Here is a 26,810-nt window from a genome sequence, read left to right on the forward strand (position 1 = left end):
CAATGGAAATGATAAAAGAGAGCTTTTTATAAAGGAAGTAAACCAATGGTTTTATTTTGGTTACCGTTATTGATTCTCTAAATTTGTTGATATGAGTTAGTTCTTACAATTTTATTCGTTGCTTTCTTTTCATTCCGAACATCATAACTACCATTGAGTATGATGACTAATCATCGAGTATTAATTATTCATAGTGACCGAAATATCAGAAATTTGCTTCGGATTTTTTTATTGGAAAAAGGATTTTCGATAAAGGTAGCAGCAACGTGTAGTTATGCGTTAACTATGGTGAAAAAGCATTCTTTTAATATCATCCTATTGGATGACTTATTGCCGGATATAGAAGAATCCCATGTTCTCGAAATCGTTAAAGATACTAAATGGATACCACTCCTTGAGCTTTCTGCGGGCAAAGCAACATTGGATAAAGTGGGTTGTTTTGGGGTGGACAGTTACTTGGTCAATCCTTTTCATTTACAGGAAAGTTAAGCCGAATGAATTCTTTATTGAGCAGATCAACCCTAATACAAGCTTCACAAGTTCCTCTAACAGAATTACATGTTATGGATTCGTCGGATATGAAAATACGATTAGATGATAACGAGCTTTATATGCAGGGAACATCCATTCCTTTAACTAAAAAAGAGACTGTATTACTTGTTACACTTGCAAAGAGTAAACAACGTGTATTTACCCGTAAAGAATTGGTAGAGGAAATGTTTGGAATTGATTATAGGGGAGGATACCGAATTGTTTATACCCATATAAAAAACATACGAAAAAAACTTAACAGTGCAGGTTTGGAATATAGTCCTTAACAAACCATACGGGGAGTGGGATATAAGTTCCTTGTTTCTAGAGAGGACGAATAATGAACTCATGGGTCTAAAGGATTTGTAATGTTCTTTATAACTGTTTGATAATCCATTCTTTCTAAAGCTTTCAGGGAAGAAATATTAAAAGGCGGGTTGATATGAAATTATCGCGAAAGCTAATGCTCTTTATTTCCACCGTTACTTTGCTACTGACGATTTCACAAGGTACATACGCTATTCTTGGAATGGAATCTCAAATAGAACATATTGCTTCGCAAAAAATGATATCCAACAGTTCAATGGCGATGGCATTGATTAATGAGAAATTCCCAGGTGAATGGATATTAAAAGAAGGAAAGTTGTATTAAGGGGACCTTATCATTGATGGTAGCGATGTAGTGACGGATTCCATAGGGAGCTTAACAGGAGACGAAATTATTATATTCAAAGGAAATAAGAGTGTAGCTATATCAGGCGAGATGGAACAGGGTGAAGCAATGCTACCTGAAATCCAACTGCTATGAACGAATTTGTCAATTCCCCTGTATTCCCCTTTTAACCAAGGTGTTTTCAATCCTTTGGGCATAGAGACAAAACCTGATGCCATCTATATGAGCCGCAAGACAATGACGAACATCCGCCAGAATCTGTTCTGGGCTCTTGGTTACAATACACTGGGGATTCCTATTGCTGCTATCGGTCTCTTGGCTCCTTGGGTCGCAGGAGCAGCTATGGCACTAAGTTCTGTATCCGTAGTTCTAAATGCCCTTCGCTTACAACGAGTAAAACTATAATGATTTAGCGATACAGAAATCCTTTACAAAAACAAAAGTTTGTGACACCTACATTCGATGTTTTCTATAAAAAAAGACTTCGAAGTATATCTTCGAAGTCTTTTTGCAATCTTTCTTTATTACTGATTCATACCAGCCATTCCGCTTACAATCTCAGGATTAACCATCCCAAAGATCATGGCGATGTGTGCAACAACGAGAAACCCGCTGACGAGAATAAAGTGAAGCTTGAGCTTTCCTTCTTCCGAACGTTTACGGCCGATAAGCCCAAGCTCCAAAAGAGCCAGAGGCAGCAGGAAGAATACGCCACTGAGGTAAAATCCAACCGCGACTACGTCTACCCAGGAATGCCACTCTCCATTTACGGTCAGAGGGACAAAAGCTGTCGGGAAGAGATACAAGAAAACTCCTGTAAAGTAGAGACCGGCCAAAATACTGCAGATTCGGTTAAACGCCTTTAATCCACCCTGGACGTTTTTGTTGAAAAGGATAAAGAACTCGGTTACTGTAATAGTCTCAGCAAAAATGACGGGGATTGCCATAAAGATGATCAGATTCCACGGCTGGCTGTCCATAAGAAGGGACATGTAATGAGTCATGTTCATTGATTAATTCCCTCCATTTATATAATTACTGCAAGAGTTATCATATGTGGAAAGTTTGTAGAAGAGATTGGAGAAGGAGTATCAATAGATGGAAAATAGAGTTGAAGATATAGAGTATAGAATTCGTTTAGAAGATAGGTATACTACGTGGATTGAAAGTGAAGGGGAAGTATGGAATACCTAGGAGTGGATTCAGAATTACTCATGCGGTGGCTGATGGTATGGGGAGCCTGGGCAGTCCTCATAAGTTTATTGATAAATGTGGTCATAAGTGTTGTAGGAATCATTCCATCAGTGGCACTAACGACTGTGAATATGTTAGTCTTTGGTGTGGTTCCCGGGTTTCTTCTCTCTTGGATCGGAGAAGTTTTAGGGGCAGCCGTCTCTTATCTTCTTTATCGCAAAGGTACCTTAACTTATAAGGAGAAATATCGTCCGAATAAAACCATCAAATGGCAGTCCCAGATTCAATCATTAAGTCCGAAGCGTCAGTTTTTTAGCATAATAATTGTCCGATCAGCGCCGTTAATTCCTTCATCATTAGTCACTCTAATCTGCGTTATTTCCAAAGTAGGCTTTTCAAGTTTTATAGTTGCTTCTGCGATAGGTAAAATACCATCGTTGCTACTTGAGACACTCATTGGCTATGGATATGTTAATCTAATGGACACTAAATTCAAGTTAATGATTACAATTTTGTTTCTTTTATTGAGCACCATTATTTTTTATCTTGATAGAAAGAAAAAGGGATAATGCATGGACAATAGAAAAATAGTTACTTATATAAATAGGGTTTTTGCGTAATTAAAGCTCGAAAATCTGCATTATACACTAAAAAAGTGTAGAAACTATGTAGTTTAAAAATAAAAGTATAAAATTTGTGAAAGCATTGACAGGCGATTTCTTGATATATTAAAGTGTAATTAGTTACAAAATATTAACCAACTGCCGAATTTCGTATTGAAAACGGGGGAACCATTCCGGGTGAATTATTCTTGTGAGCAAGAGAATATAGGGAACCTTTAACCGAACCCTCAGCTAACTCCGTAGGCATTGAAGGGAGAACAAGGTTCTGAAGAAAGTCATTTTATCTTTACTAGGAGCTGCAGTTATTTTCACAACAGCTGTACCAAGTACTTTTGCAAGTGAGGTAAAACTGGAGAGTGAAGTGAATCAGGTACTCGGGACACCTTATTTATGGGGTGGAACCACTAAGGCAGGATTCGATTGTTCCGGATTCATCCTGTATGTACTAAAAAAGTTTAATGTGGATGATCTTCCACGCACTTCCCAGTCACAAGCTAAAGTAGGGACACCCGTTGCAAAAGAGAACTTACGATCAGGAGATTTGGTGTTTTTTAATACCTTTGGTAATGGTATCTCCCATGCCGGAATTTACTTAGGCGACGATCAATTCGCCCACTCCTCAAGCAGCAAGGGAGTAAGCATAAGCAAGTTGTCCGAAAGATACTACAAAGATCGTTATGTTACGGCTCGGCGTGTAGTAGATAAAGAGAGTTATCTTAGTATGGTTAATTAAGTAATAGGTGAGGGGGTATCCAGCAGCCATATATGGCTGCAGGATACCCCTAGTTTTTTAGAAGATCCCAGAACGGTCTGTTTTCTCATTTCCCTAATCCCACAGATTCCTCCTCAACATACAAAGGAGTCCCCTATATATCATGGGGACTCCTTTGTATGTTGGTCACTAATATCTTTTCAAATGGATATAATCATATGTTTGCTCTAGGGTATGTATGTGATGTTCTTATAACCTAATATCAATAGTTTGCCCACGATATTCGTCCAGTATATTTGCCTTTGGGTTTTGAATGGGTTCTTTAGCATGCTCGTGATTGGTGATTTTTTTGTCTCCTGTTCCCGTATGCATTCCATCCATTCCACAGTTCTTTGGCATATTAGCTGAACCTGATAATCCACTTAACCCATTCATATAATATTCCTCCTAGTAGTATAATTCAACTCTTTAATACCCTCTCATGGTAACACTTAAATGTACATTTTATATGTGGTAGGTGAGTAGAAGCCCAATTTCTTTTGGTTGGACAACTTGGAAGAAGTCTACACTCTCACTCGGATTCGTTAATTATTTTTAAAAAGAACATCATATCTTCATACTTTCTCCAAAATGTATTGCTATACTGTGAGGAGATTAAGAATGAAGGTATTGAAAAAAGGTGTATTAACAGCTACATTATCTGTAGCTTTTTTAACATTAACAATCACCAGTCCAGCTGCTTTAACGCCAGCGACACAAGCGGCACAAGCGGTAAAAGTAACTTCAATTGCAGTCAAAGGCCCTTCTAATCCTTTAAGGCCATCTGAAACCTTTCAGCTGAAGCCCACCGCGGTGACCTCACCCAAAGGCGGGAAAATAAAGATAACCTATTCTTCAAGTAATTCTAAAGTAGCAACGGTAAATGCAAGTGGATTAGTGACAGCGGTTGCTTCAGGAAAGGCTACCATTAATGTAAATTCAGGCGGCAAAAAAACATCTGTAGTAATAAATGTGGTAACTTCTGATCACAAACACTGATGCTTAACAAGAGAATTATGAGCATGATGCCAGTAAAATTATAAACTGAATCCCAGCAGTTCCTGATCCCTGGAAATAGATTGGCCAGAGCAAAAGATGTAATATTAAACGGCACTAAATGTAAAAAGGAAGGTAGTAAATTTCATGAATAAAAAAGTATTTATGTCCACGGCTATAGCGATAACTTTGATTGGTGTAGCTTTGGGCACCTATACAATCGCTGACAGGGGAAAAACTGAGCCGATTGGTGAAAAGCTAGCCCAAACAAACGATATTAAAAAATTGGTGAATGACTACAGCATGGGTAATGCCAAAGCCAAATCGGCTTCGATTACATCAAATCAGCTGACAGTGACAACGGATAATGATCAAAAATTGACCTACGGCCTGCCGAGGGATGAGTTTTTCGTTTCAATTGCGCCTTACGTTAGCCAAACACATCCCTGTGCCATACATAACCTGGCTGGGTGTCAGGGAGAAATGGCGAATACATCATTTAATGTCACCGTAACCGACCACAATAACAAAGTGGTAATAAAGGATGTTATTAAATCCCATGACAATGGTTTTATTGATCTCTGGCTACCGCGAGACCAAACGTTTCACGTAACGATTGATTACGATGATAAGAACAGCACCTCTTCCTTCACAACATCGGAAGGGGACAATACTTGTATCACTACGATGCAGTTATCGTAAAATCTACAAGTGGATAGGACTCCGGAACTCTAAAAATAGGGCGCTCCAGTAGCCACTTGGCTTGGGAGCACCCCTTTGGACTTTTGGGAACCGATAATATTTCATTCGCACCGTCTGCAACACTATCTGATTATATTGGAGATCACCAGACGCTGATCAATTTCCTGAATTAATTAAAAAAATCAATTCTTACATAAGCGTGAATAAAAAGGACAATCCTGATTAAGGGGGGATGCTTAGGAGGTGCAGTTTTCATGTCCCCTTACACAATTCTTTTAAAAGATTTTTTCGTAACTTATCAATAGAAGGGGTAGCCACATTACTCTTTTTGATTAGCATATCAAATTCTTCCTGAAGGCAGATCATCTCGGGTTTTGCTGCGGCTGTATGCTTTGCCATGGCTGTTTCAGCAAACTTTGTGCCCATGATAATTTTAAAAATTGGGGCAATCATAAAAACGGGAAGTTTTAAATAGTGAAGTTTTGAAGGTGTGATTTTAATGCCTAATTTAGTCAACACAGCAAAGCCTTCTTTTATCCCCAGAACCATTAATTTAATATCTGCATATGATTTTGCCAAAGCAAAATTATTACTATTATATTTATAAAGAGCGTTACCGATACTTGTAACCATTGCCACATGCGTTTTCTGCCACATATCCATGTTACTAGTTACAACTGATGAAATACCGGCATTGTTAAAAATATCTACTATTTTTTGTAGCCTTTCGGTTTTTTGGCGACTGTATTCTGAAAATGTAGTGGTCTGAAAAGCCCGCATGAATCCCTTGCCGATAAAGTAATGTACCCGGCCGTCTACACGTTCTCCTCCTGCGGACGGAAATCCTAGCATCAGGCGGTCACTACCCACTGCATGAACCCATTCGTCATAACCAGATGCTGTATTGACTACAAAGACAATATTTTTTGATTTATTTTGAGAAAGTATCGGCAATACACTGACTATCTGTGTTTTTTGCATTACTACGATTATGTAATCGAAAATATTGTCTGGCAACAGATGTTCAATCAAATTTACCTTTGCAATTTCTTCTCGGTTGTTGCCTGAATTCACGAGAATCATCCCGTTTTTTTTCAGGTCAACAAGTCTTGTCCTCCTTGCAAGGACAGTGATATCATATCCTGACAACGCAAGTCTCCCAGCGAAAATACTCCCGATTGTGCCTGCACCATAAATAAGAATTTTCAAGTGATCTCTCCTCTAAAAGTAATTAGTAATACCAAAGAAATAATATCAGCATATAGGACTCGCTGGTAAAGTATCACTGATCGAATTGGCCAATGTGCTTAACCTGGATAAAAGTACAATGAGCAGGACTGTAAATAATCTTGTAACCGATGATTGGGTTGAACGGATTACGGACCCAGAAAATCGACGTTATGTCCAACTAAGGCTAACAAAAAAAGGGTGGATACTCCATGAGAATATAAATTCCGTACTTCATTCGTATTTCGGGAGTGTAATGAATGATATTCCGGAGAACAAACGAACACAGGTTGTAGAGAGTCTGGAACTATTAATTAATGCGATAAATAAGAATAACTGCTGTTAGCCATTCGATGGGAACTTATATTTATTATTGGAGGTTCACCTACAATCTGCATAAAAAGTTGATCTATTTCATTGTTAAAGATCAACTTTTTATTGCACTGTGATAAAGTGAGAAGAGACACATTGTAGGGAGATTAATGACATTAATGTGGGCACTTTAATGTCATTTTTGTCGGATGACAAGAGTATGTTCCGCATAGAACCCGCATAAATTGCGGTTTATTTTTTTTTACGGTACTGATTGCCGAAATAGGCCAAGAATGTGTTCCGTTAGCCGATATAATTATGTTAGAGGACAGGACATGTAATCTAAGAACCGTATGTGCTTATCAACTTTAACTTAAGTTTTATTATAATCCATTCATCTGAGAAGCGAAGCTCTTTTCCTTAAATAATTGGTGTATCATCGGCTAAAAAAGCCAAACCTTCTATCCAAAAGCCGCCACAATTTAAGGTTTGCCAACCTGCTTGTTCGGATCGGTACAATAACACATGCATATAGACGTATAAACGCCTCTACCCTGCCGACATGCCAGTTCTGATCCACTTCTGAGGTTTATAGTTATTGCGTGTTAGCGATATGCATCCTACAATGAGGATCCTGAATTCTTAAGGACAGAGATAAGAATGGATCTCAGTTAGCGGTGGATTCAATTTATGGACAATGCCATTCCAGAGGCTCAGAAAAGTTTAGAAAACCGACCTTTTCCGGCGTTCTTGAATGTCAATTGGTGCCCACTCAAGATTTGTTTTATTGCATAGTTTATTGTATCCTTGGTCTTTTACCCTGAGGAACAGCTAAATCACAAGTTCGGATGACGAGTTTGGATACTTCAGAGTAACCCAAGCGATATATAGGCCAATTACAGCAGCCATTAGCAGGAGTATCGCAGAAATTAAGGCTAGCTTATCTAACTCTCTGGGGGAGACTGGAGGTTTGGAATTCCTTTTTTTATTTTGCATCGCACACTCCTCCTTTAAAAGAAAGTAACTCATACTGTATGTTATGAAAAAGGGGATATTCTGTTCGAAAATTAGGTTGAACACCAAGTTAATCCTTGAAGGAGAAATGATCTATGCGTAATTCTGTGGCTTCACCCCGTAAAAGGAGTCGGGAAATGTGCAAAAAAAAGGCGGAAACACTGGTGAAATCTATACAAATTAGTCCCCTTAATTTAACCAAAAAGGATTTTGCGGAATTGGATGCATTTCTCAGCCGTTTCTTCCTGCTAAACCCTAAAATGTTCACGGATTTATCTGAAGAAAACCTTAAGAAATTGCAGTTTCTTCTTGAAAGAATTAACTCGAGCATTCAGAAGCTTGATATTCAAAATACTCACATCTCCAGGTTCGTGTCCGACTGTCAGAGTCTATTAACCCAATATGCTAAAAAGTAAAAGCTGGGGGGATCTCGTTTGTATGAAAAAATCGATTAAATTTCCGAAAAGTGAAAAATTAACAATCGCACAAGTGATTTCGAACTATCCAAATGCACAGCCATTACCTTCCATCAAAGGAGGGACTGGAAAAATTGTTTATGAGCTGACGGAAGAACTGGTTAGACGAGGGCATAAGGTCTATTTATTTGCAGCTCTAGGGAGCAGGAGCAAGGCAAAGCTTATCCCCTATCCTAAGGGGCTCTGAGCGAGTTGACATTATCCATGACCATACTTTTCGTTCCGCTCTCGGCGTAACTAATCCTAAAATCCCAACGGTATGCACTGTGCATATCCCGGTCAAACGGCGGATTAAATACCCTGTATACGTAAGTAAACGTGCCCGCCATCTGATGGGGAACAACAAAGGCTTCTGCGTATATAATGGGATTAATACGCGTGAATATGAATTTAGCACAGAGAAACATTTATATCTGTTGTATATAGGTAGGATTATTCGGAATAAGGGTGTTTTGCAAGCTATACAAGTTGCCGAAAAGACTGGTAGCCGTTTTTGACCATATCTGCGATGACGAGTGCGTCTTTGCGGTCGCTTTTTGATGGGGTATTGTCGCGATTTTCTTTGTTCTTTTTAACGAGGTGTGGATTCACGAGAACAGCTTCAATTCCTTGGTCTGAGAGCCAGCGAGCCAGGCTCAGCCAGTAATGTCCGGTGGGTTCCATACCCACAATGATTTTGCTCAGCTTGTAAGACTTGAGCAGATCTTGAATCCAGCGTCGGAACAGGCGAAAGCCCTCGTCATGGCTGCCGAACTCAAGCGGCGATCCCAAAGCAATTCCCCGATAGCTCACTGCGCGAGCGACATGCGTCTGCTGGGCAATATCTACACCGACAACCAGATGCAAAGAGGAAATGTTTTCAATGAGTTGATTTTGCTTGTCCTGAGTTTTAAACTTCATAGTAGAGCGACCTCCTAAATGGTGAGATTAAAAGGGCTGTAGACCCGTATCCAACTCTCATGTTACAGAGGCGCTCTTTTTTGTTCAAACTCCAAATTATTCAGTTTACAGGAATTCTAACGGGAAACGATAGCTCAATAACGACACAAAGGCAGCCAGTCAATGGATCGGCTGCTCGACGAATGTCAGTACAGTTGGTATGCCGAAGACATTGCAATCCAGCTCTATTACTTGCTGTATGTATTCGGGGAAGATTCGAAGTCCGAACGGAAGGTGCAGTACGAACTTTTCATTAAACATTTCGAGCAAGGTTATACAGAGGATGGCCGTCATATGCCTGAAGGCTGGAAGGATCAGCTTGGGCTCTTCCTTAGACTACGCGAAATTATCGTTTTCGTCGGTATGCACCAAAGCTGGGATTTGAGTCAACCAGACGACTGGACACGCGATTTTTTGCGAGATAGTAGAATGCGAATTACAAAAGGAGTTTCGTTGATCGACGAATTTTGAACAACTAAAATGGAAGATATTATTCAACTCCCTCGAAATGATTTAATTATCTCACTCAGGCTCATGAATTCGCAGGATTTCTCCTTAATCAATGTGCGAAAGATGAAAGATTAGAAGAAGCAGGTGGCCGAGAAGACATAGAAGGGCATACGGAAACAGAGGTATTAATTTAATACCCATATCATTCCATATATGCACGTCTCCATTTCGCCTTAGTGATTCTCACTCCCATGTCTCAACGGGTCACAAGCCCTTTCATTCCTTCGTCACATCTAACTAAGGGGTGGAGGTCGGTCTTTCTAACGGAACGGGTCCGAGCCCTTTTGTTGAACGTCTCCCGATACTCCGTGCTATTTTATCCTGCGAATACATGAACCGGTGAGGATCAATTGGCTTTATGCTGCGTGTAGGAAAACTCTAGTCGAGTCATAAGTTTTGCCGCTTTTAGCAAGACAGACAAGCATACGTGCAACTTTCCCAATCAATTTCATAATCGATTTCATCTTCTTTACCTTCTTTTCCTTAACATTGTAGTGGTGCAAAGCCCGAACTTCCGAGTTGGTCATAACCATACACATTGTCATGAGATAGAGGAAATGACGTAGACGGGGGCGTCCGCGTTTGCTAAGCACCATTTTTCCTCGCCACTTCCCAGAACTTGCTTCAGCTAGGTTTAGACCGGCATGGCGTAGTAGAGCATTTCCGTGCGCATAACCACTTAGATCGCCAGCCTCGCCCAGAACGCCTGCTAAGCTGGTAGCATTCAGACCTGGTATTTCAAGCAGTTTTTGTGCATAAGGAATACGCTCGAGTATAATGTGGACTTCGTGCTCGATCTGTTCAAGTTGTCGCTGAGCTAAGTCATACTCTTCTAAGAGTTGCTTTAAATGAAGTTTGTAGGCTTGAAGTGCGTGCGTGGCACCCACACTGCATTTCGCAAGTGCAATAAGTTGCTCTGCTCGTTTGACGCCAGCATGACGTTTCACATATTTCTTCCAGCCAGTAAGAACTTGTTCAGTGGATAAAGGGCTGATTTCCTTCGGCAATGGGAAGAGCCTGAGTGTAGCGATGGCACTGGTGCAAGTAAGAATCTTAAATACCTGACGCAGTTCAGGAAAGACAATATCTACCCAGCGATGAATTTGGTTTACAGCACTGTTGAGACGTTTGGTCACCGTTTCTCGATTCGCCATAAGAATACGGAGTTCTTCGTAAGATTCTGCAAGAAATCGAACTGGAGAATAATATCCATTTTTAATCATATCTGCGATGACCAACGCGTCTTTATGATCGCTTTTAGATGGCGTATTGTCGCGGTTTTCTTTGTTCTTTTTAACAAGATGGGGATTAACAAGCACAGCTTCAATGCCTTGCGAAGACAGCCAGCGAGCCAAGCTTAACCAGTAATGACCTGTGGGCTCCATACCGACAATGACTTTATGAAGCTTGTTCGATTGTAATAAATCTTGGATCCAGCATTTGAGTAGATTGAAGCCTTCTAAATGGTTGCTGAATTTCAGGGATGTACCGAGTGCAATCCCTCGAAAGCTTACAGCTCTGGCAACATGGACTTCCTGAGCAATATCTACACCGACGACAAGGTGATGAACGGTAATGTTTTCAATAAGTTGATTTTGTTTTTCTTGTGTTTTAAACTTCATAGTAGAGCGACCTCCTGATGGGATTTTTGAGGCAATGACCTCGTGCGTAACCCCATCTTACTGAGGCGCTCTTTTTTATTCAAACTCCAAATTTTTCGTTTTACAGGAATTCTAACGGGAAACGTTAGCTCAATAAAAACAAGAAGACAGCAGATCTCAACGTGATCGGCTGCTTTTGTTAATCAAACGGGCAGGTTAGTTTAAAAGTTTCGCGAATACCCTACATATGAAATTATTCATAGAGTAAGATATTTTATCCTTCACGAATTTTATGCTGAGTGACGAGTGCCAAACCATGTGGACGCTGGGTGTGCAGCGGATTCCGGCTCAGGAAGAGGTGCTGAACCGTCTAGCTGCCTCTGCTGCGCCTAACAAAAAGATGATTTTGTCGCTTTTGGATCAAACACAACCTATGCCAACGCACCCCTTCATGATCTATGTATGGGAGGCCCTGAACGCAGGTCTGACCGAGCTGAGCTTGAGCAATCCTGAACAAGCATTGAAAAAAATAGAACAGACCCTTCAAGCATCTTGGGGCGCATTTAAAAGCTAATAAGAGACGGGGAGAAGCCAAATGAAAACAACGATATTCAGCCAAATTTCGATCGACGGAAAGCTCACTATGGGAGCAGGTAATTCGAGTAAGGAGCTTTTTTCTTTGTTTTCCAATGAGGATATGGAATTCATCCATCTATTTCGGGGGAATGTGCAGGGCATTATGGTTGGCAAAAATACAATTTTAACGGACAATCCCTTTCTTACTAATCGGTATGAGGAGAATAAAAATCCAATCCGTATCATTCCAACAACGACCTTCCAAATCACTATACTCTACAGGAAATGACACGCCAAGACTTTATAGAGTATGTAGATTTTCTTAAAAGGAATCCAATGGGAGGGAAAAGCCCATCACAATACCATAATCAACCCCCTAGCGATTATGGTATTTGGTCGATGATTGCAAATATTGAAAATTTCATAACCTATCTGCAACGATATGGATGGGAAGAAGCACCTCTGAAACCCTCAAGGTCGTTGATTTATCAAGAAGATAGACCAAAATTAGAGAAAAAAAAGATCACCGAATATAACTATTTAAATGATAATATTTGGGAACAAATAACCAACAAAATTCATTTATTAGATCCTCAATATGTGGCCTATCGTTATTTTATTGGAGGCGACTGGATTTCATTTAGTTGATCTTCTTACACTTAAACTAGACTGCTTGCAAAAAAGAGACGATGGGTATTGGATTGTTTCAGAGCGAGATAAAATCAAATCAGTTCCAATAAGTGAAGATATTTATAGCATGGTGAAAGCACAAAAGATATTTATTCATGAAAAATTTTCAGAAGAAGAAAACCCCGAACACTTCTTGTTTCTGAGATATAAGGGAAAAATGAAAGATCGTGGCAGAACATATTTGCAACCTTCTCTTATACGTCAACTGAATATTTTTGCTGAGCAGCAACAAATTATAGACCTGAACGGTAAAATATTTCGGTTTGGAGCGTCACCATTTCGCCACCGTTTTGGTATAAAAAAAATCAGTAATGGGGCCAGTATCCTAGATGTACAAAAACTATTGTCAAATGTAACTCCAGAAATGGCTGTTATTTATGCCAAGATCCACGATCATAATTTACAAGTTATTTGGGAACATTCTCATGAGTATGGGGCTGTACGCCTAGACCCGATAACCGGTGAGGTCATCCAGACTAAAATCCTTGATCAGGCCTATGAAAATAATGTAGATATCGATTGGTTAAAGAGAAATCTAACTGAAATCAGACTTGAACAAGGTTATTGTATTAAATCCCCTCGTACCCATTGTCAATTTTTGAGTCAAACTCATGAACAGCCCTGTATAATGTTTAAGTGCTCAAGCTTTTACATCGATTCTTCTTTTCTTCCTTATTACGATCAACAGATTTCCATGATTAATCAACAAATTGAAGAGGGAAGTATGCACGGGAGATCTCGTTTAGTCGAAATATTGAAGGGAAAGTTAGAAAAATTCGTTGAAATAAGAGAAAAAATTAACACTCAAAGTAAGGTGGAGCAGTCTGATGAGTATGAATCAAGTGGATAGTCCCTTGAAGGGATTCGAATCGTCTTGGTCTATCATTGAAAAGATCAAGAAAGCAAATGTTGTAAACTCACGGCAACTGTTGCAGAGATATGGACCAGAGCTTCCAATAACAGGCGGTTCTATTATTAGTAAAAAATATTTAAGTTTATGGACTTTTGAAGGATTCGATCACCAAAAACTTACTCAAGCACTAGGGTATTCATTAAGTGACCATACCGAGGGCATAAAAAAAAGATTAACTCAGATGTTTCCAACCTACATCAAGTCAGAATCCCTGTTTAGAGACACTCTTCATTTTTGCAAAGAATGCATGAAACTGAATTATCATAGCTTGTTGCATCAATTCAAATTTATAGAAACTTGTCCGTTTCATCTGTGTGCCTTAGACAGCGAATGTCCATCTTGTAAGAAATCCATCCCCTATTTATTACCCCGACATGAGTACGAATCGGGGTTTATTTGCAATTGTGAAGAATGCATAAATAATCAAGATGTCCAACAGCATTTAGTAGCTAGTCGTACCTTAAAAGATCCTAATGTTATCGCATGGTTAAGCCTAACAGAAGAAAATATAGAATGTCTTCAAAAAACAGTGATCTTCAGACCTTTTTTAGTGTCGAATTTAAACTAGATGGAAGAAATGATAAACCTTGTACAAGTAAATACTGACGAAGTTCACTACTCATCAATTTTTGATTTGAATATTGATGTACCCAATAGAGATACTGTGGAAATGAACTATAAAGATATTTATTTATCGCTTGCAAAAACACTAGAAGCATTTGAAAAACACCTTTTGTGTACTACCCTAAAAAAACATCAACATTGTATAAAGAGATTTGTTGGTATGTACAAGAGAAGAGATGAAAAGTTCCCACCTATTTGTCCCTACGCCTATGCTTACGTGTTTTGGAAAGAGAGTGTTTACCATATCAACCCTTTTATAAATGAGGGGAAGAGATATACTCATAAAAATATAAAACCTTTTGATCTTCCATTTCATTTTTTTGAAGAAGGCTTTAAGGAGCTATTGATGGTCTTTAATCGCAGTGATTATCGGATGATGAAGTGGATATTAAATCACTTATTATGGGAAGTAGCTAGTAAACATTTCAATAAAATGGCTAACAATCGCTAATCAGTATGCCAAATTACAGATTAGACCTTTAATTGATACCTCATACAAAGAAACTGACACAATGATCTTGTTTAATCTAAAGAAGAAAAAAATGCTGAAATATACTAATGATGAAACGCTTATGATCACAACATATTGTCCCTTCGAAAGTAAACCTACATTTGATCCTGAAGAGATTTCCTTTCTCCCAATGCGGTTGGCAATGTCAAAAGGAATGAGTGAAGAGAAGAAAGCAGCAGAAAAATACTTACAGGGATTGAGAATTCTCACTACGATTAGATAATCAATTTGAAGGTATCATCGTAAAACTCATTTCTGAAATCCCAATAATACAGTTTGTTTCAAAAGAAATATAAAGTTAACAAAGGCTTTTCTACATATTACTACGGATCAGACTACGTATTTACCTTTTGTAATTCGTCCAAGTGCGGTTCACTTATTATTTAGACCCTGGGCAAGAACTTAATCCCTTTTCCAAAAAAAGACGAGAATACATGCCATAAATTCATTTTTTAAGATGTTAAATTGAGAGAATAGTTAGGAAATGGTTACACTAAGAGATACTCGGCAAATTGTAAGTACATCAAACCTTTTTTTTACAACAGTTTCTCCATAATCATCACGTCTATAAATTCCCCATCCATAACACCTTGCTTCTCAAAAATGCCAACCTGTCGATAATCCATCTTTAGATATAATCTTTGGCCCCCTTGATTGAATGGGAAGGTGAAGAGAACGATTTTATGAAATTCATTTTCTTTTGCTATCTGCTCTAAGGACTTCAATAGAGAGCTGCCGATACCTTGCCCACGAAACCTGCGATCAATATAAATAGAAAGATCAGCTACGCCCCTATAGGCGCATCGTTGTGAATAGGGGTTAAGAGAGGCCCAACCAAGCACTTCTCCTTCTCTTTCCGCTACAACAACGCTAAAACGTCCCTGGTGATCTTGGAACCATGCTTCCATATAAGACGAATCTTTGGACTCGGTTTCCAATGTAGCAATCCGATCCTCAATACCCTGATTATAAATGCGAAGGATACTTTCTGTATCCGCTGATGTTGCCTTACGAACAATTAACGCAGTCATCATCTGTACCTTCCCCCTATATAAAATATATTTATTTATCACAATAATCACATAAATACGATGTTCTGTTCGAACCTAGAAATCAAATATTCATCGCAGGATTAATAATTTAATGCAGAAATAAATAAGGGGAATCACCCTGTTGCTGGTGTGCCACATCTGCAGTGAGATAAAGTACGTACACTTTGATCATTAGGATTTTGCGTTCTTCTGGGAAGGATCGCGTGCTACGCAGTTATTCAGTAAGCCTAAGCGCCGAGTCATTATTTGAAATAACTCTCGTGCGTTTTCCATTATTTTCACCTCATACATAAGTTATAATCGTAAAACTTGCAAAATGCAACTAAAAATCGAAATGGGTAAATCATGATTTTGGAAGGTCGATATTATAAAATTAGTGTGGCTTTATTAAGTTTTTACATTGCGATAACATAAAGCGCGATTATTATATAATGATTTAATTATATAATGATATACAAATAGAAAGGGGTTGAGAAGAATGCAACAACCAATTCATCTTTATTTTCTTTGTATCCAGAATCGTTGCCGAAGTCAAATAGCCGAGGCTTTTGCCAGACATTATGGTGGTGATCATGTGGTCGCTGAAAGTGCCGGACTTGAATCCGGAGATATCCATCCATATACCATTGAAGTCATGAAGGAAATAGGAATTGATATTTCAAACAAAAGCTCAAAAACAATTGACATGAAAACGTTTATGCAATCGAAAGTCATTATAAAGTTATGTGAACAAGTCAATGAAAAATGTCCAATCGTTCCCTTTGCCATCAAAAATGTTCAATGGAATGTTATTGATCCGTTAACACATGATGGTCTTCTGGGAGACGTAAGAGCTGCAAGGGACGAAATCCAACAGAAAGTTATTGCGCTATTGAAGGAAATGAAAATACCAGTTAATGAGTAAAAATCTTTGTATCGATTTCGGGTGTAGTATCATCGAGTATTCAGTTGTGGTCATGTGGATGAGCATTGTCCGCATTGCCTTCAAGAGTGGAAAAGGTACAATGAGGTTCGAAGATCTGGCAAAATTTTAAATAAACCTAATGTATCTACAGAAATAGCCTTTCTTGATTTTGAAGGAATCAAACAATAATATATGATTATATATTATTTTGTTCGTATTCTTGAGAGGACTGTGTATATGTTCGATATGGAAATGGCTGGAAAACTGAAATTATTAGGTGACAAAACCAGACTCACAATAATGGGACTACTGAAAGATAAAGAATGGTGTGTGTGTGATCTAGTGGGGATTTTAGATATGACTCAGCCCAATGTCAGTCAACATTTAAGGAAATTAAAGGCGCTGGGAATGGTTAAGGAAAGAAGAGGTGGACAATGGGTATACTATTCACTTGATGTGGATGATAAGCCTTTTATTCAAACCGTTCTAGATACTCTACCCGATACTCAGACGTTGCTGTCTTTGTTAAAAGAGAACTATACTGAGGCTGATTGTGATTAATCGAATGATTTAAGTCTCATGAAGGAACATTTAGATCCCGATTTTTATATAACCATATGCTTATATAAGCATATGGTTATATAATGATGAAGGAAAAGGAGGAACGGAATATGAGTTTTTCTCTAGATGATTTGGATGAAATATCATTGGTATTAAAGCTATTGGGGGATAAAACGAGGCTTACCATGATGAAACTGTTGGAGAAGCAAGAATGCTGTGTATGCGAACTTGTCGAAGTTTTCAAAACGAGTCAACCGTCTGTCAGTCAGCATTTACGCAAACTAAAGGATGCAGGTCTGGTAAAGGAAAATCGGAAGGGTCAATGGATTTTTTATTCGATCAATTCTAATAGTATTCATAATGAGTTAATTCAGAAATTGCTGAACTTTGTTCCTTCACAAGATCATGAATTGGAAGAGCTCGATAAGAAAGGTCTTAGAATTTCTTGTAATTAATACGTGCAAGGATCTAAGTGATAAGGAAAACTTATCAAAGGAGATTGAACAATATGAGTCAAAGAGAAAAGAAGTTGTCTTTCTTGGATCGTTATTTAACCTTATGGATCTTTGCGGCAATGGGAATTGGGATTTTGATCGGCTTTTTGATACCTAGCTTTTCGGAAGGTTTATCGAAGATGCAGGTCGGATCGACTTCAATTCCTATAGCCGTGGGATTGATTCTGATGATGTATCCACCGCTGGCTAAAGTGAAGTTTGAGAAACTGGGAAGAGTATTTAAGGATTGGAAAGTCCTACTGCTCTCCTTGGTGCAGAACTGGATTATCGGTCCAGTATTAATGTTTCTGTTAGCCATCTTATTTCTGAGCGATATGCCGGAATACATGATTGGTTTGATCATGATAGGTTTGGCTCGATGTATTGCTATGGTTCTCGTATGGAGTGATCTGGCAAAAGGCGACCCGGAATATACAGCAGGTTTAGTAGCTTTTAACTCCATATTCCAAATTATTTTTTATTCCGTTTTTGCATATCTGTTCATCACAGTAATGCCCGGATGGTTTGGCGTACAGGGAGCAGTTGTAGACATTACGATGGGGCAAATTGCGGAAAGCGTAATGATTTACTTGGGTATTCCATTTGCAGCTGGAATATTGACGCGAGTGATTGCGCTGAAGACAAAGGGTGAGGCTTGGTTCGAGAAGGTTTTCTTGCCAAAGATTGGTCCTCTTACTTTGATTGCCCTTTTATTTACAATCGTGTTGATGTTTTCACTTAAAGCAGATTTAATGATTCAGCTACCTATGGATGTCGTTAGAATCGCTATACCGTTATTAATATACTTTGTCATTATGTTTTTCTTGTCCTTCTGGATGTCCAAAAAAGCGGGAACTTCTTATCCGGTAGCAGCCTCACTTTCTTTTACTGCAGCCAGCAACAATTTTGAACTGGGTATTGCAGTGGCCATCGGTGTGTTCGGATTAAATTCAGGGGCGGCATTTGCCGCTGTTATCGGACCGCTTGTTGAGGTGCCTGTTCTTATCGGGCTTGTAAACGTCTCATTATGGTTCGGAAAGAAGTACTTTAATAAACCGTCACCTGCTGCCTAAACAAAGCATCAAAAATATAGTTACTATTACCTTCAATATAAAGGAGATTATCTATCATGGAAAAGAAAACAATTTACTTTTTGTGTACTGGAAACTCTTGTAGGAGCCAGATGGCTGAAGGCTGGGCAAAGAAATACCTCAGTGATGAGTGGAATATTTACAGTGCAGGTATCGAAGCACATGGTCTTAACCCTAAAGCAGCGAAAGCTATGAATGAAGTAGGTATTGATATCACGTCTCAGACATCCGATATTATTGATTCAGAGCTATTAAATAACGCTGATCTGGTGGTTACCTTGTGTGGAGACGCTGCTGATAAGTGCCCGATTACACCTCCAAAGGTGAAACGGGAACACTGGGGATTTGATGATCCTGCGAAAGCGCTAGGAACTGACGAAGAGAAATGGGCTGTATTCCAGCAGGTCCGTGATCAGGTCGGAGCACGAATTAAACAATTTGCTGAAACCGGCGAATAAGGAATAGTCCAGCCGGGAGAAATCCCGGTTTTTTTCTACAGAAAGGAGATTAAATATATGAACTCTATTGAAATCTATGATCCAGCGATGTGTTGTTCCACAGGAGTATGTGGTCCGAGTGTTGATCCGGAATTAATTCGGATCTCTGCAGTGGTGCATAACCTGAAGAAAAGGGACGTCAATGTTTCCCGTTATAACTTGTCCAGTGAGCCGGCTGCTTTTGTTGCGAATGAAGTTGTTAAACAATTACTGACTGATGAAGGCCCAAATGTATTACCTGTAATTATGGTAGATGGTCAGGTCGTTAAGAAACAAGGTTATCCTACTAATGAAGAGTTAGAGAACTGGACAGGGATTCCGGCTTTTGAACTTACGATGAAGCCTAGAGTGCGTTTAGATCTAAAAGTGAAGTCACAATAAACGAAAGAAGGGTCAACATGTCTATTCGGTTCGATCCACATACCATCCTGAAAACGCCATATTTTTTCTTTACAGGTAAAGGTGGCGTTGGGAAGACTTCAACTGCTTGTGCAGTAGCAGTTGCCTTAGCGGACGCCGGTAAACGGGTTCTGCTCGTGAGTACCGATCCGGCCTCTAATTTGCAAGATGTCTTCGGCCGGGAGTTGTCCAATCAACCCGTCGCAATTGAAGGTGTGCCCAATCTTTTTGTCGCAAATTTAGATCCGGAGTCCGCTGCGGAAGAGTATAAAATGAAAGTTGTTGCCCCGTATCGTGGAGTCCTACCTGATTCAGTTATCAGCACCATGGAAGAACAGCTATCCGGTGCATGTACCGTTGAAATTGCAGCTTTTGATGAATTTACGACGCTGCTTACTAATGAACAATTAAAGTCTCAATTTGATCATATTCTGTTTGATACCGCACCTACAGGTCATACACTGCGTTTATTACAATTGCCATCGGCGTGGAGTGGATTTCTGGATGAAAGTACGCATGGTGCATCTTGTCTGGGGCCTCTGGCTGGTTTAAAATCCAAAAAAACACTATATAACGAAGCCGTCCGCACCTTATCAGATGGTGAAATGACGACGCTAATTCTGGTTACCCGTCCGGAACAATCTCCGCTAATGGAAGCAGCACGTGCATCGTCAGAACTTCGGGGAACAGGTATCAAGAACCAAATGCTGGTCATTAATGGTTTGCTGTTATCTCACAGCGAAGAGGACCCTGTATCTAAAGGGTTTTATAACAGGCAGCGGCGGGCTTTGGAACAATTGCCTGCTGAACTCCAGGAACTGCCGAATTATGTTATTCCATTAGCTCCATTTAACGTGACTGGACTTGAAAGCTTACGTAATCTTTTCCAATCGGATCCGTTGGCATCTACCGAAAAAGTAAATGCTGTGGAGATTGACCGTTCCATTCCGGATCTTGGTGGTTTGATTAATGATCTGGAGGAAAGTGGTATTCGAGTGATCTTTACAATTGGTAAAGGAGGCGTAGGAAAATCCACGGTAGCTTCTGCGATTGCTGTAGGGCTTGCAGAACGTGGACACCGGGTCCATCTCAGTACGACTGATCCTGCCGCCCATCTAGAGTATGTGTTTGGAGAGAATTCAGATCGCATCACACTCAGTCGAGTCGATCCCAAAATCGAACTGGAGAGATACCAGGCAGCAGTCATTCAACAAAATTCGGAATCGCTTGATGAAGAGGGACTCGCTTTTCTAGAAGAGGATTTAAGATCGCCGTGCACAGAGGAAATCGCAGTGTTTAGGGCTTTTGCTGATTTGGTTGAACATTCAGAAGAGGAAATCGTAGTGATTGATACGGCGCCGACCGGACACACCCTATTATTGCTTGATGCAACTCAGGAGTATCATAAAGAAATTGCCCGTTCCTCTGGATGGATTCCAGATTCCGTTCAACATTTGCTCCCTCGTCTTCGTAATCCGAAGGAAACCAGTGTCGTAATCGTCACGTTAGCGGAGGCAACACCTTTTTATGAAGCCTCTCGTTTAGAGTGTGATCTGGAGCGTGCCGGCATTCCAACAAAATGGTGGGCCATCAACCAAAGCTTTGCTGCTGCAGGAACAAATGACAAAGTTCTGAATGGGCGTGCTCATGCCGAGCTACAATGGATTAGTAAGGTTAAAGAAATCTCTAATGGTCATGTGGCAATCATTCCTTGGAAACCGGACGAAATTACAGGGTATGAACAATTGAAAGCTTTGACGGGAAAGTATCTCAAGATAGGAAAGAGAGTGAATGAGGAAAAATGACGATTACGGATGAAGCGAAGCAGTTTATTGAGAACATGATGAAGGAGGCAGGGGTCTCTACTTTGCGGTTTGCATATTCCGGAGCAGGATGCTGTGGACCCAGTTATCAATTGTCGCTTGAGAAACCGCAAGAAAATGATGCGGTGAGCGTAGTAAATCATATTCAAATTGCGGCAGATTCCCGGGTGGCTGACCAAATCGGCGGACTTGTCCTTGATTTTGTGCAGGACGAGCAAGACGCAGGACTAACTATGAGTGGCGGCAGCAACTGCTGTTAAGCCGACAGGAGAGAGCTATTATGGCAAATTACCACGCACTTATCGAGAATAAAGTATATATTGGTGGAGAGAATGCTTTGCTTGAAGCCCTTAAAGAGAATGAGATTACAGATGTGTTTGATTTGAGAGATAACGGAACGGAGGCAGAAGGCTTTCCAACCGAAGTAACCCGTCATCACTTCCCAATCGTAGAGGATGAAGCAGGCCAAGGGTCTTATGTGAAAGCAGCTATTCAGGCAGTTACAGACGCAGTGAACAGTGGAAAGACGGTGTATTTTCATTGTGCAGGGGGTCGTAATCGCACAGGAACAGTAGCCACTGGAGTTTTACTTGAACTAGAAATGGCTTCTACCGTAGAAGAAGCGGAAGCTTTGGCCAAAGAAAAACGTCCAGACATCAATATCAAGCAAGAAATGCGTGATGTGTTGAGAGGGTTTTATGTCAGCAGAAAATAAAGTATTAGACTGAATATCTTTATTTCACGCGGCTTTTCGAATTGTCATACCGTCAGACCCCATAAATAAGTTTAAACTGACCCAAGAAATTGAAACAGCGACAGCAAAGGACGAGAAAATAAAGTCCTAGACTGTCGCTATTTCATTGAACTAACGTTCCACGTTAGTTGAAACATTATTTTTGTTAATGTTCTATGTCTTTCCAATTTAAATAAGCTTGGAACATCTCAACAAAAGTAAGATTATGTTTACTTGAAATATTCTTAACCACCTGAATAAATCCTCTGAGTTCAACCTCTTTATTTTGAAAACCAATCGTATTGACGAGTTTTTTTATCTCCGAGTATATCGTCGACCATCGCGTACACCCCTGCACCTTTAACGCTAAATTCTTTATACAGTCTATCCACTGTTACAAAAGAAGGGTTGGGTGTTTAACGTAATCTAAATTTAATAACAACAGCAGACATCAAATTGGCCAGTTGCCGTTGATTGGGCTATAGTTTCCCCGTTAGTGTAATACTTTCTAGCCTCAATTTTCATTTACCTTTAGATCTCTATAAATATAATTAGGCACGAAATTGATATATAACAGTTCTGCGATCAATTCAATTACTGTTTGGGTTACTATTACTGATGCTGCGATTGTAGCCATCTCTTCTGGTAAGGTAAGGGCCAGAGGAAGTACAACAAGGGAATTTCGTGTTCCTGCGCTAAAAATCAGTGCACGCCCATCTGGTGGCCCGATACGAAAAATAGATGATATCGTTCGAGAAATAACTGGTGACACAATATGAAATAATACATAAATTGGTATCACTGCAATAATGACATTGAAATCCTTTACAACCCTATCAATTTGAGAGCCTATCACTAAAAAGAGTACGAATGCCATAAGCGGGACGGGGAGCCACGCAGTGTAGTCCAGTGCTTTAATACCTCGTGTGCTTTTTTTATTTGAGAACTGAATAGCTAAAGCGAATAGTAAAGGAATGATGATTAAATAAACAAAAGCTTCAATAAAAGGACCAATTCTAACTATTTGTGATGCCTCATTACCAATGAACAGCCAAAGATAAAAAGGCAGCATAATCATTTGGACAACAAAAAGTACTGGAGTAGAAGCAAGAATTAACTTTTCATTTCCTTTACCCAATTGGGTAAATACTATGACATAGTCTATACATGGAGTTAGAAGTACCAAGCAAACTCCAATTAGAACTGGGGTAGGCTGAGGAAAAACCTTGATTAATAAGAATACAAGCAAGGGAATTAAGATAAAGTTAACAAGCAATAAGGCTCCTATGAAGCGTCCATTAGAGAATGCTTCCTTTAATTTCAGAAATGGAATTTGACAAAACATACTGAATTAAAGGACAGCAATCACAAAGGAAACCAAGGATTCTAGGAAGCCACCTATTCGTGGACTTATTAATCCCACTATCCCTCCAACAATTAAGGCTACTACGTATACGGAAATTTGGTTCGTTTCTAAACTCTCCCTTTGAGGCACCTATCCACACTCCTCTTGTTTACCCGGATTATATCACACAGTTTTGTAAGTGTTCTTCTAATGCCTATTAATAACATATTGTTTTTTATTTTCTAGGTTTCCCCCTTGGTAATAACTATGAACAAACCAATTTTAAGCAGGATAGCTCAATAAATTTTGTTTAAAGAATTAGGATTCCTAATTCTTTTTTTAATTTCATTCAAGTATCCACTTGAATATTTCCGAAAAAAGAGTATAGTATATTCAAACAGACACTTGAATGATAATGGAGTGAGAAAATGGGTAAAAAAGATACTTGTGAGATTTATTGTTACGATGAAGAAAAGGTGATTCGAATACGCGGGGATTTACAAACAATTGATATATCTAGTGTTTCCCAATTGTTTAAAGCTATAGCTGATGAAAATAGAGCAAAAATCACCTATGCATTGTGTACGGATGAAGAGCTATGTGTTTGTGACATAGCAAATATAATAGGGTCAACGGTGGCTAATGCTTCTCATCACTTACGAACACTTCATAAACAAGGGGTTGTGAAGTATCGAAAAGAAGGGAAGTTGGCATTCTATTCATTAGTTGATGAACACATTAAACAGTTAATCATTATTGCTTTAGCACATAGTAAGGAGGTTGAGATAAATGTCTGATCAACAAACGAAATTATCCGAACAAGAAATGAAAACCTATAGGGTTCAAGGGTTTACCTGTACAAACTGTGCAGCTATCTTTGAAAATAATGTTAAAGAACTACCAGGTGTACATGATGCAAAAGTGAATTTTGGAGCATCTAAAGTTTATGTTAAAGGTACGACAACAATTGCAGAATTAGAAAAAGCTGGAGCATTTGAAAATCTAAAGATTCGCGATGAAAAAGAACAAAGAGTAGAACGTGAACCATTTTGGAAGCAAAAAGAAAACATTAAGGTGTATATTTCAGCTATATTGCTTGTTATTAGTTGGTTTTTAGGAGAGCAATATGGGGAAGATCATCTTCTTCCGACGATTGGTTATGCAGCGTCCATTTTAATTGGCGGATATTCACTATTTATTAAAGGTCTAAAAAACATAAGCAGATTAAAATTCGATATGAATACGTTAATGACCATTGCTATTTTAGGAGCCGCGGTAATTGGTGAATGGGGTGAAGGAGCAACAGTTGTTATTTTTTTCGCTATCAGTGAAGCATTAGAGCGTTATTCAATGGATAAGGCTCGTCAATCTATTGAATCATTGATGGATATTGCTCCAAAAGAAGCGTTAATTCGTCGTGGAAATGAAGAAATGATGATCCACGTTGATGATATTCAAGTTGGAGATATTATGATCGTAAAGCCTGGTCAAAAATTGGCTATGGATGGAGTTGTCATTAAAGGTACTTCTACGTTAAATCAGGCTGCGATTACGGGTGAAAGTGTTCCAGTAACAAAAACAATTGATGATGAAGTGTTTGCTGGAACTTTGAATGAAGAAGGGTTGCTTGAAGTTAGAGTAGCAAAACGAGTTGAAGATACTACACTTTCAAAAATTATTCATCTTGTTGAAGAAGCTCAAGCAGAACGAGCACCTTCTCAAGCGTTCGTCGATAAATTTGCGAAATACTATACACCAGCTATTGTTGTCTTGGCTCTGTTAATCGCTGTTGCTCCTCCATTACTATTTGGCGGTGATTGGAGTGAATGGATTTATCAAGGTTTAGCTGTATTAGTGGTTGGTTGTCCGTGTGCATTAGTTGTTTCAACTCCGGTTGCCGTCGTCACTGCAATAGGAAATGCTGCAAGAAATGGTGTTTTGATCAAAGGTGGAATCCATTTAGAAGAAGCAGGAGCCCTTAAAGCGATTGCTTTTGATAAAACTGGGACATTAACAAAAGGTATTCCTGCAGTAACAGACATCGTGACGTATAGTGGAAACGAAAACGAATTAATGATGGTAACTGCAGCTATAGAAAAAGGATCGCAACACCCACTTGCTTCAGCCATTATGAGAAAAGCAGAAGAAATTGGATTGAATTTTAATAGCCTGTCAGTTGAAGAGTTCCAATCTATAACAGGTAAAGGGGTAAAAGCAAAAGTAAATAATGAAATGTATTATGTTGGAAGTCCATATCTTTTTGAAGAATTGCATCAAACGATTGAAACTTCTATTAAAGAAAAAATTATTCATATGCAAACAGAAGGAAAAACTGTAATGGTGTTAGGGACGAAAATAAAGATTCTGTCGTTAATTGCCGTAGCAGATGAAATGAGAGAATCGTCCAAAGAAGTCATCAGTAAATTAAATTATATGGGAATTGAGACAGTGATGCTGACCGGTGATAACCAAAGAACCGCAGCAGCAATTGGAAAACAAGTCGGTGTTTCTGATATTAAAGCTGATTTACTACCCGAAGATAAGTTGAATTTTATTAAAGAACTTCGAGCAAAGCATCATAGTGTAGCAATGGTCGGGGATGGCGTAAACGATGCACCAGCACTTGCAGCTTCTACTGTTGGTGTAGCGATGGGTGGTGCCGGGACTGACACAGCCTTAGAAACGGCTGACATTGCGTTAATGTCTGATGATTTAAGAAAATTGCCATATACCATTAAATTAAGCCGCAAAGCTCGTGTCATCATCAAACAAAATATTACCTTCTCTTTAGCAATTAAAATAGTGGCATTACTGTTAGTTATGCCTGGTTGGTTAACGCTATGGATAGCAATATTTGCCGATATGGGGGCAACATTGCTTGTGACATTAAACAGTTTAAGGTTATTGAAAGTTAAAGAATAAATTTAATTATGTAATCAAGGCAGTAATCTATTAAGCTAACTGGACACGATAGCATTCCTGTAGAGCGTTAATTATCAGCTTTGCAAAAAAACAAGCGCCTCGGTACGATGGGAGTACGCAACGGGT

34 protein-coding genes, 4 pseudogenes and 1 riboswitch are annotated in these 26,810 nt (G+C 39.2%); of the genes and pseudogenes, 30 read left to right on the plus strand and 8 right to left on the minus strand.

The genetic code is table 11. The features are described from left to right. The first annotated feature begins 162 nt into the window (after positions 1-162). The 5 genes and pseudogenes from MHB64_RS32310 to MHB64_RS32330 form a co-directional block, all read left to right on the plus strand. Positions 163-489, plus strand: coding sequence for a response regulator transcription factor (locus MHB64_RS32310; RefSeq protein ID WP_341136375.1), 327 nt, complete (start codon positions 163-165; stop codon positions 487-489). Positions 490-494: 5 nt separating this feature from the next. Further along, complete coding sequence (locus MHB64_RS32315; RefSeq protein ID WP_094874675.1) at positions 495-818, plus strand: winged helix-turn-helix domain-containing protein; 324 nt, start codon at positions 495-497, stop codon at positions 816-818. 155 nt (positions 819-973) lie between these two features. Next, positions 974-1,183, plus strand: a complete 210-nt coding sequence (locus MHB64_RS32320) for a hypothetical protein (RefSeq protein ID WP_094874674.1) — start codon at positions 974-976, stop codon at positions 1,181-1,183. A gap of 30 nt (positions 1,184-1,213) precedes the next feature. Beyond that, positions 1,214-1,339 (plus strand): hypothetical protein, encoded by a 126-nt coding sequence (locus MHB64_RS32325; RefSeq protein WP_341136365.1) that lies wholly within the window; start codon positions 1,214-1,216, stop codon positions 1,337-1,339. Positions 1,340-1,414: 75 nt separating this feature from the next. Continuing rightward, positions 1,415-1,609: pseudogene (locus MHB64_RS32330) on the plus strand (hypothetical protein); the annotation flags it as partial. Positions 1,610-1,728: 119 nt separating this feature from the next. Here MHB64_RS32330 and MHB64_RS32335 read toward each other — a convergent pair. Then, a complete protein-coding gene (locus tag MHB64_RS32335) occupies positions 1,729-2,214 on the minus strand; it encodes a DUF6803 family protein (protein ID WP_094874673.1) in 486 nt (161 codons plus the stop codon). A gap of 171 nt (positions 2,215-2,385) precedes the next feature. Between MHB64_RS32335 and MHB64_RS32340 the strand changes: the two genes are divergently transcribed. Both MHB64_RS32340 and MHB64_RS32345 read left to right on the plus strand, forming a co-directional pair. After that, on the plus strand, positions 2,386-2,967 hold the full coding sequence (locus tag MHB64_RS32340) for a TVP38/TMEM64 family protein (protein ID WP_094874672.1): 582 nt from the start codon (positions 2,386-2,388) through the stop codon (positions 2,965-2,967). A gap of 183 nt (positions 2,968-3,150) precedes the next feature. After that, a riboswitch (cyclic di-AMP (ydaO/yuaA leader) is annotated at positions 3,151-3,282 on the plus strand. A 4-nt stretch (positions 3,283-3,286) separates the two neighbouring features. Continuing rightward, a complete protein-coding gene (locus tag MHB64_RS32345) occupies positions 3,287-3,754 on the plus strand; it encodes a C40 family peptidase (protein ID WP_094874733.1) in 468 nt (155 codons plus the stop codon). A 228-nt stretch (positions 3,755-3,982) separates the two neighbouring features. Here MHB64_RS32345 and MHB64_RS32350 read toward each other — a convergent pair whose 3' ends face one another. Beyond that, a complete protein-coding gene (locus tag MHB64_RS32350) occupies positions 3,983-4,168 on the minus strand; it encodes a hypothetical protein (RefSeq protein WP_094874732.1) in 186 nt (61 codons plus the stop codon). A 225-nt stretch (positions 4,169-4,393) separates the two neighbouring features. Between MHB64_RS32350 and MHB64_RS32355 the strand changes: the two genes are divergently transcribed. Together MHB64_RS32355 and MHB64_RS32360 are read left to right on the plus strand one after the other, a co-directional pair. Next, positions 4,394-4,771 carry an Ig-like domain-containing protein gene (locus MHB64_RS32355; RefSeq protein ID WP_094874731.1) on the plus strand — a complete coding sequence of 126 codons (378 nt, stop codon included), beginning with the start codon at positions 4,394-4,396 and terminating at the stop codon, positions 4,769-4,771. A gap of 144 nt (positions 4,772-4,915) precedes the next feature. Beyond that, positions 4,916-5,470: a CueP family metal-binding protein gene (locus tag MHB64_RS32360; RefSeq protein ID WP_094874730.1), complete on the plus strand. Its 555-nt coding sequence runs from the start codon at positions 4,916-4,918 to the stop codon at positions 5,468-5,470. 252 nt (positions 5,471-5,722) lie between these two features. On the opposite strand, the gene MHB64_RS32365 is transcribed toward MHB64_RS32360, so the two are convergent. Next, a complete protein-coding gene (locus tag MHB64_RS32365) occupies positions 5,723-6,679 on the minus strand; it encodes a ketopantoate reductase family protein (protein WP_094874729.1) in 957 nt (318 codons plus the stop codon). A gap of 52 nt (positions 6,680-6,731) precedes the next feature. On the opposite strand from MHB64_RS32365, the gene MHB64_RS32370 reads away from it, so the two are divergent. Next, on the plus strand, positions 6,732-7,043 hold the full coding sequence (locus MHB64_RS32370) for a MarR family winged helix-turn-helix transcriptional regulator (protein ID WP_094874728.1): 312 nt from the start codon (positions 6,732-6,734) through the stop codon (positions 7,041-7,043). A 797-nt stretch (positions 7,044-7,840) separates the two neighbouring features. Here MHB64_RS32370 and MHB64_RS32375 read toward each other — a convergent pair. Then, a complete protein-coding gene (locus MHB64_RS32375; RefSeq protein ID WP_179281782.1) occupies positions 7,841-8,005 on the minus strand; it encodes a hypothetical protein in 165 nt (54 codons plus the stop codon). A 155-nt stretch (positions 8,006-8,160) separates the two neighbouring features. On the opposite strand from MHB64_RS32375, the gene MHB64_RS32380 reads away from it, so the two are divergent. Together MHB64_RS32380 and MHB64_RS32385 are read left to right on the plus strand one after the other, a co-directional pair. After that, positions 8,161-8,439, plus strand: a complete 279-nt coding sequence (locus MHB64_RS32380) for a hypothetical protein (RefSeq protein ID WP_143812462.1) — start codon at positions 8,161-8,163, stop codon at positions 8,437-8,439. Between the two features lie 22 nt (positions 8,440-8,461). Beyond that, positions 8,462-8,990 (plus strand): annotated as a pseudogene (locus tag MHB64_RS32385) (glycosyltransferase family 4 protein); the annotation flags it as partial. Here MHB64_RS32385 and MHB64_RS32390 read toward each other — a convergent pair. Then, a pseudogene (locus tag MHB64_RS32390) lies at positions 8,977-9,399 on the minus strand (IS110 family transposase); the annotation flags it as partial. The pseudogenes MHB64_RS32385 and MHB64_RS32390 overlap by 14 nt on opposite strands. Positions 9,400-9,561: 162 nt before the next feature. Here MHB64_RS32390 and MHB64_RS32395 point away from each other — a divergent pair. Continuing rightward, on the plus strand, positions 9,562-9,909 hold the full coding sequence (locus MHB64_RS32395) for a hypothetical protein (RefSeq protein WP_094874726.1): 348 nt from the start codon (positions 9,562-9,564) through the stop codon (positions 9,907-9,909). Between the two features lie 395 nt (positions 9,910-10,304). Here the strand turns inward: MHB64_RS32395 and MHB64_RS32400 are convergent, their stop codons facing one another. Further along, positions 10,305-11,570, minus strand: coding sequence for an IS110 family transposase (locus MHB64_RS32400; RefSeq protein ID WP_094874725.1), 1,266 nt, complete (start codon positions 11,568-11,570; stop codon positions 10,305-10,307). A 295-nt stretch (positions 11,571-11,865) separates the two neighbouring features. Here MHB64_RS32400 and MHB64_RS32405 point away from each other — a divergent pair, with 295 nt between their 5' ends. From MHB64_RS32405 to MHB64_RS32430, 6 genes are read left to right on the plus strand one after another with little or no spacing between them, the layout of a single operon-like run. Further along, positions 11,866-12,123 (plus strand): hypothetical protein, encoded by a 258-nt coding sequence (locus MHB64_RS32405; protein ID WP_280788236.1) that lies wholly within the window; start codon positions 11,866-11,868, stop codon positions 12,121-12,123. A gap of 21 nt (positions 12,124-12,144) precedes the next feature. Further along, the gene (locus tag MHB64_RS32410; protein ID WP_280788237.1) at positions 12,145-12,414 is read left to right on the plus strand and encodes a dihydrofolate reductase family protein; all 270 of its coding nucleotides are present in this window, start codon (positions 12,145-12,147) and stop codon (positions 12,412-12,414) included. Beyond that, positions 12,411-12,773, plus strand: coding sequence for a hypothetical protein (locus MHB64_RS32415; RefSeq protein WP_143812188.1), 363 nt, complete (start codon positions 12,411-12,413; stop codon positions 12,771-12,773). The genes MHB64_RS32410 and MHB64_RS32415 overlap by 4 nt, the downstream gene beginning before the upstream one ends. Beyond that, a complete protein-coding gene (locus MHB64_RS32420) occupies positions 12,724-13,665 on the plus strand; it encodes a tyrosine-type recombinase/integrase (protein ID WP_143812187.1) in 942 nt (313 codons plus the stop codon). The genes MHB64_RS32415 and MHB64_RS32420 overlap by 50 nt, the downstream gene beginning before the upstream one ends. Next, positions 13,643-14,296, plus strand: a complete 654-nt coding sequence (locus MHB64_RS32425; protein WP_094873144.1) for a TniQ family protein — start codon at positions 13,643-13,645, stop codon at positions 14,294-14,296. The genes MHB64_RS32420 and MHB64_RS32425 overlap by 23 nt, the downstream gene beginning before the upstream one ends. After that, a complete protein-coding gene (locus MHB64_RS32430) occupies positions 14,297-14,803 on the plus strand; it encodes a hypothetical protein (protein WP_143812186.1) in 507 nt (168 codons plus the stop codon). It abuts the gene before it with no gap. Positions 14,804-15,399: 596 nt separating this feature from the next. Here MHB64_RS32430 and MHB64_RS32435 read toward each other — a convergent pair. After that, complete coding sequence (locus tag MHB64_RS32435) at positions 15,400-15,894, minus strand: arsinothricin resistance N-acetyltransferase ArsN1 family A (protein WP_042132212.1); 495 nt, start codon at positions 15,892-15,894, stop codon at positions 15,400-15,402. Between the two features lie 499 nt (positions 15,895-16,393). On the opposite strand from MHB64_RS32435, the gene MHB64_RS32440 reads away from it, so the two are divergent. The 9 genes from MHB64_RS32440 to MHB64_RS32480 all read left to right on the plus strand — a co-directional run bounded on the left by MHB64_RS32440 (position 16,394) and on the right by MHB64_RS32480 (position 22,399). Continuing rightward, positions 16,394-16,819, plus strand: coding sequence for an arsenate reductase ArsC (locus MHB64_RS32440; protein WP_042127998.1), 426 nt, complete (start codon positions 16,394-16,396; stop codon positions 16,817-16,819). A gap of 237 nt (positions 16,820-17,056) precedes the next feature. Then, a complete protein-coding gene (locus MHB64_RS32445) occupies positions 17,057-17,380 on the plus strand; it encodes an ArsR/SmtB family transcription factor (protein WP_094873140.1) in 324 nt (107 codons plus the stop codon). A 110-nt stretch (positions 17,381-17,490) separates the two neighbouring features. Next, on the plus strand, positions 17,491-17,835 hold the full coding sequence (locus MHB64_RS32450; RefSeq protein ID WP_094873138.1) for an ArsR/SmtB family transcription factor: 345 nt from the start codon (positions 17,491-17,493) through the stop codon (positions 17,833-17,835). Between the two features lie 53 nt (positions 17,836-17,888). Continuing rightward, positions 17,889-18,947 (plus strand): ACR3 family arsenite efflux transporter, encoded by a 1,059-nt coding sequence (gene arsB / locus MHB64_RS32455; RefSeq protein WP_042128004.1) that lies wholly within the window; start codon positions 17,889-17,891, stop codon positions 18,945-18,947. Positions 18,948-19,003: 56 nt separating this feature from the next. Then, positions 19,004-19,423 (plus strand): arsenate reductase (thioredoxin), encoded by a 420-nt coding sequence (gene arsC, locus MHB64_RS32460; protein ID WP_094873137.1) that lies wholly within the window; start codon positions 19,004-19,006, stop codon positions 19,421-19,423. Between the two features lie 57 nt (positions 19,424-19,480). Further along, positions 19,481-19,843: an arsenite efflux transporter metallochaperone ArsD gene (gene arsD / locus MHB64_RS32465; RefSeq protein WP_094873135.1), complete on the plus strand. Its 363-nt coding sequence runs from the start codon at positions 19,481-19,483 to the stop codon at positions 19,841-19,843. A 17-nt stretch (positions 19,844-19,860) separates the two neighbouring features. Continuing rightward, positions 19,861-21,666 (plus strand): arsenical pump-driving ATPase, encoded by a 1,806-nt coding sequence (gene arsA / locus MHB64_RS32470; protein ID WP_094873134.1) that lies wholly within the window; start codon positions 19,861-19,863, stop codon positions 21,664-21,666. After that, complete coding sequence (locus MHB64_RS32475) at positions 21,663-21,944, plus strand: iron-sulfur cluster biosynthesis family protein (RefSeq protein WP_094878541.1); 282 nt, start codon at positions 21,663-21,665, stop codon at positions 21,942-21,944. The genes arsA and MHB64_RS32475 overlap by 4 nt, the downstream gene beginning before the upstream one ends. 20 nt (positions 21,945-21,964) lie before the next feature. Next, entirely contained in the window at positions 21,965-22,399 is a 435-nt protein-coding gene (locus MHB64_RS32480; protein WP_094873131.1) for a protein-tyrosine phosphatase family protein, read from the plus strand. Between the two features lie 532 nt (positions 22,400-22,931). Here the strand turns inward: MHB64_RS32480 and MHB64_RS32485 are convergent. Continuing rightward, positions 22,932-23,912, minus strand: a pseudogene (locus MHB64_RS32485) (arsenic resistance protein). A gap of 278 nt (positions 23,913-24,190) precedes the next feature. On the opposite strand from MHB64_RS32485, the gene MHB64_RS32490 reads away from it, so the two are divergent. Further along, a complete protein-coding gene (locus tag MHB64_RS32490) occupies positions 24,191-24,559 on the plus strand; it encodes an ArsR/SmtB family transcription factor (protein WP_094873130.1) in 369 nt (122 codons plus the stop codon). Next, positions 24,552-26,684 carry a heavy metal translocating P-type ATPase gene (locus MHB64_RS32495; protein WP_094873129.1) on the plus strand — a complete coding sequence of 711 codons (2,133 nt, stop codon included), beginning with the start codon at positions 24,552-24,554 and terminating at the stop codon, positions 26,682-26,684. Before MHB64_RS32490 ends, MHB64_RS32495 begins: the two co-directional genes overlap by 8 nt. The last annotated feature ends 126 nt before the right edge of the window (positions 26,685-26,810 follow it).

It is taken from the genome of Paenibacillus sp. FSL K6-2859 (assembly GCF_038008265.1).
Classification (GTDB): Bacteria; Bacillota; Bacilli; order Paenibacillales; family Paenibacillaceae; genus Paenibacillus_AQ; species Paenibacillus_AQ nitricinens.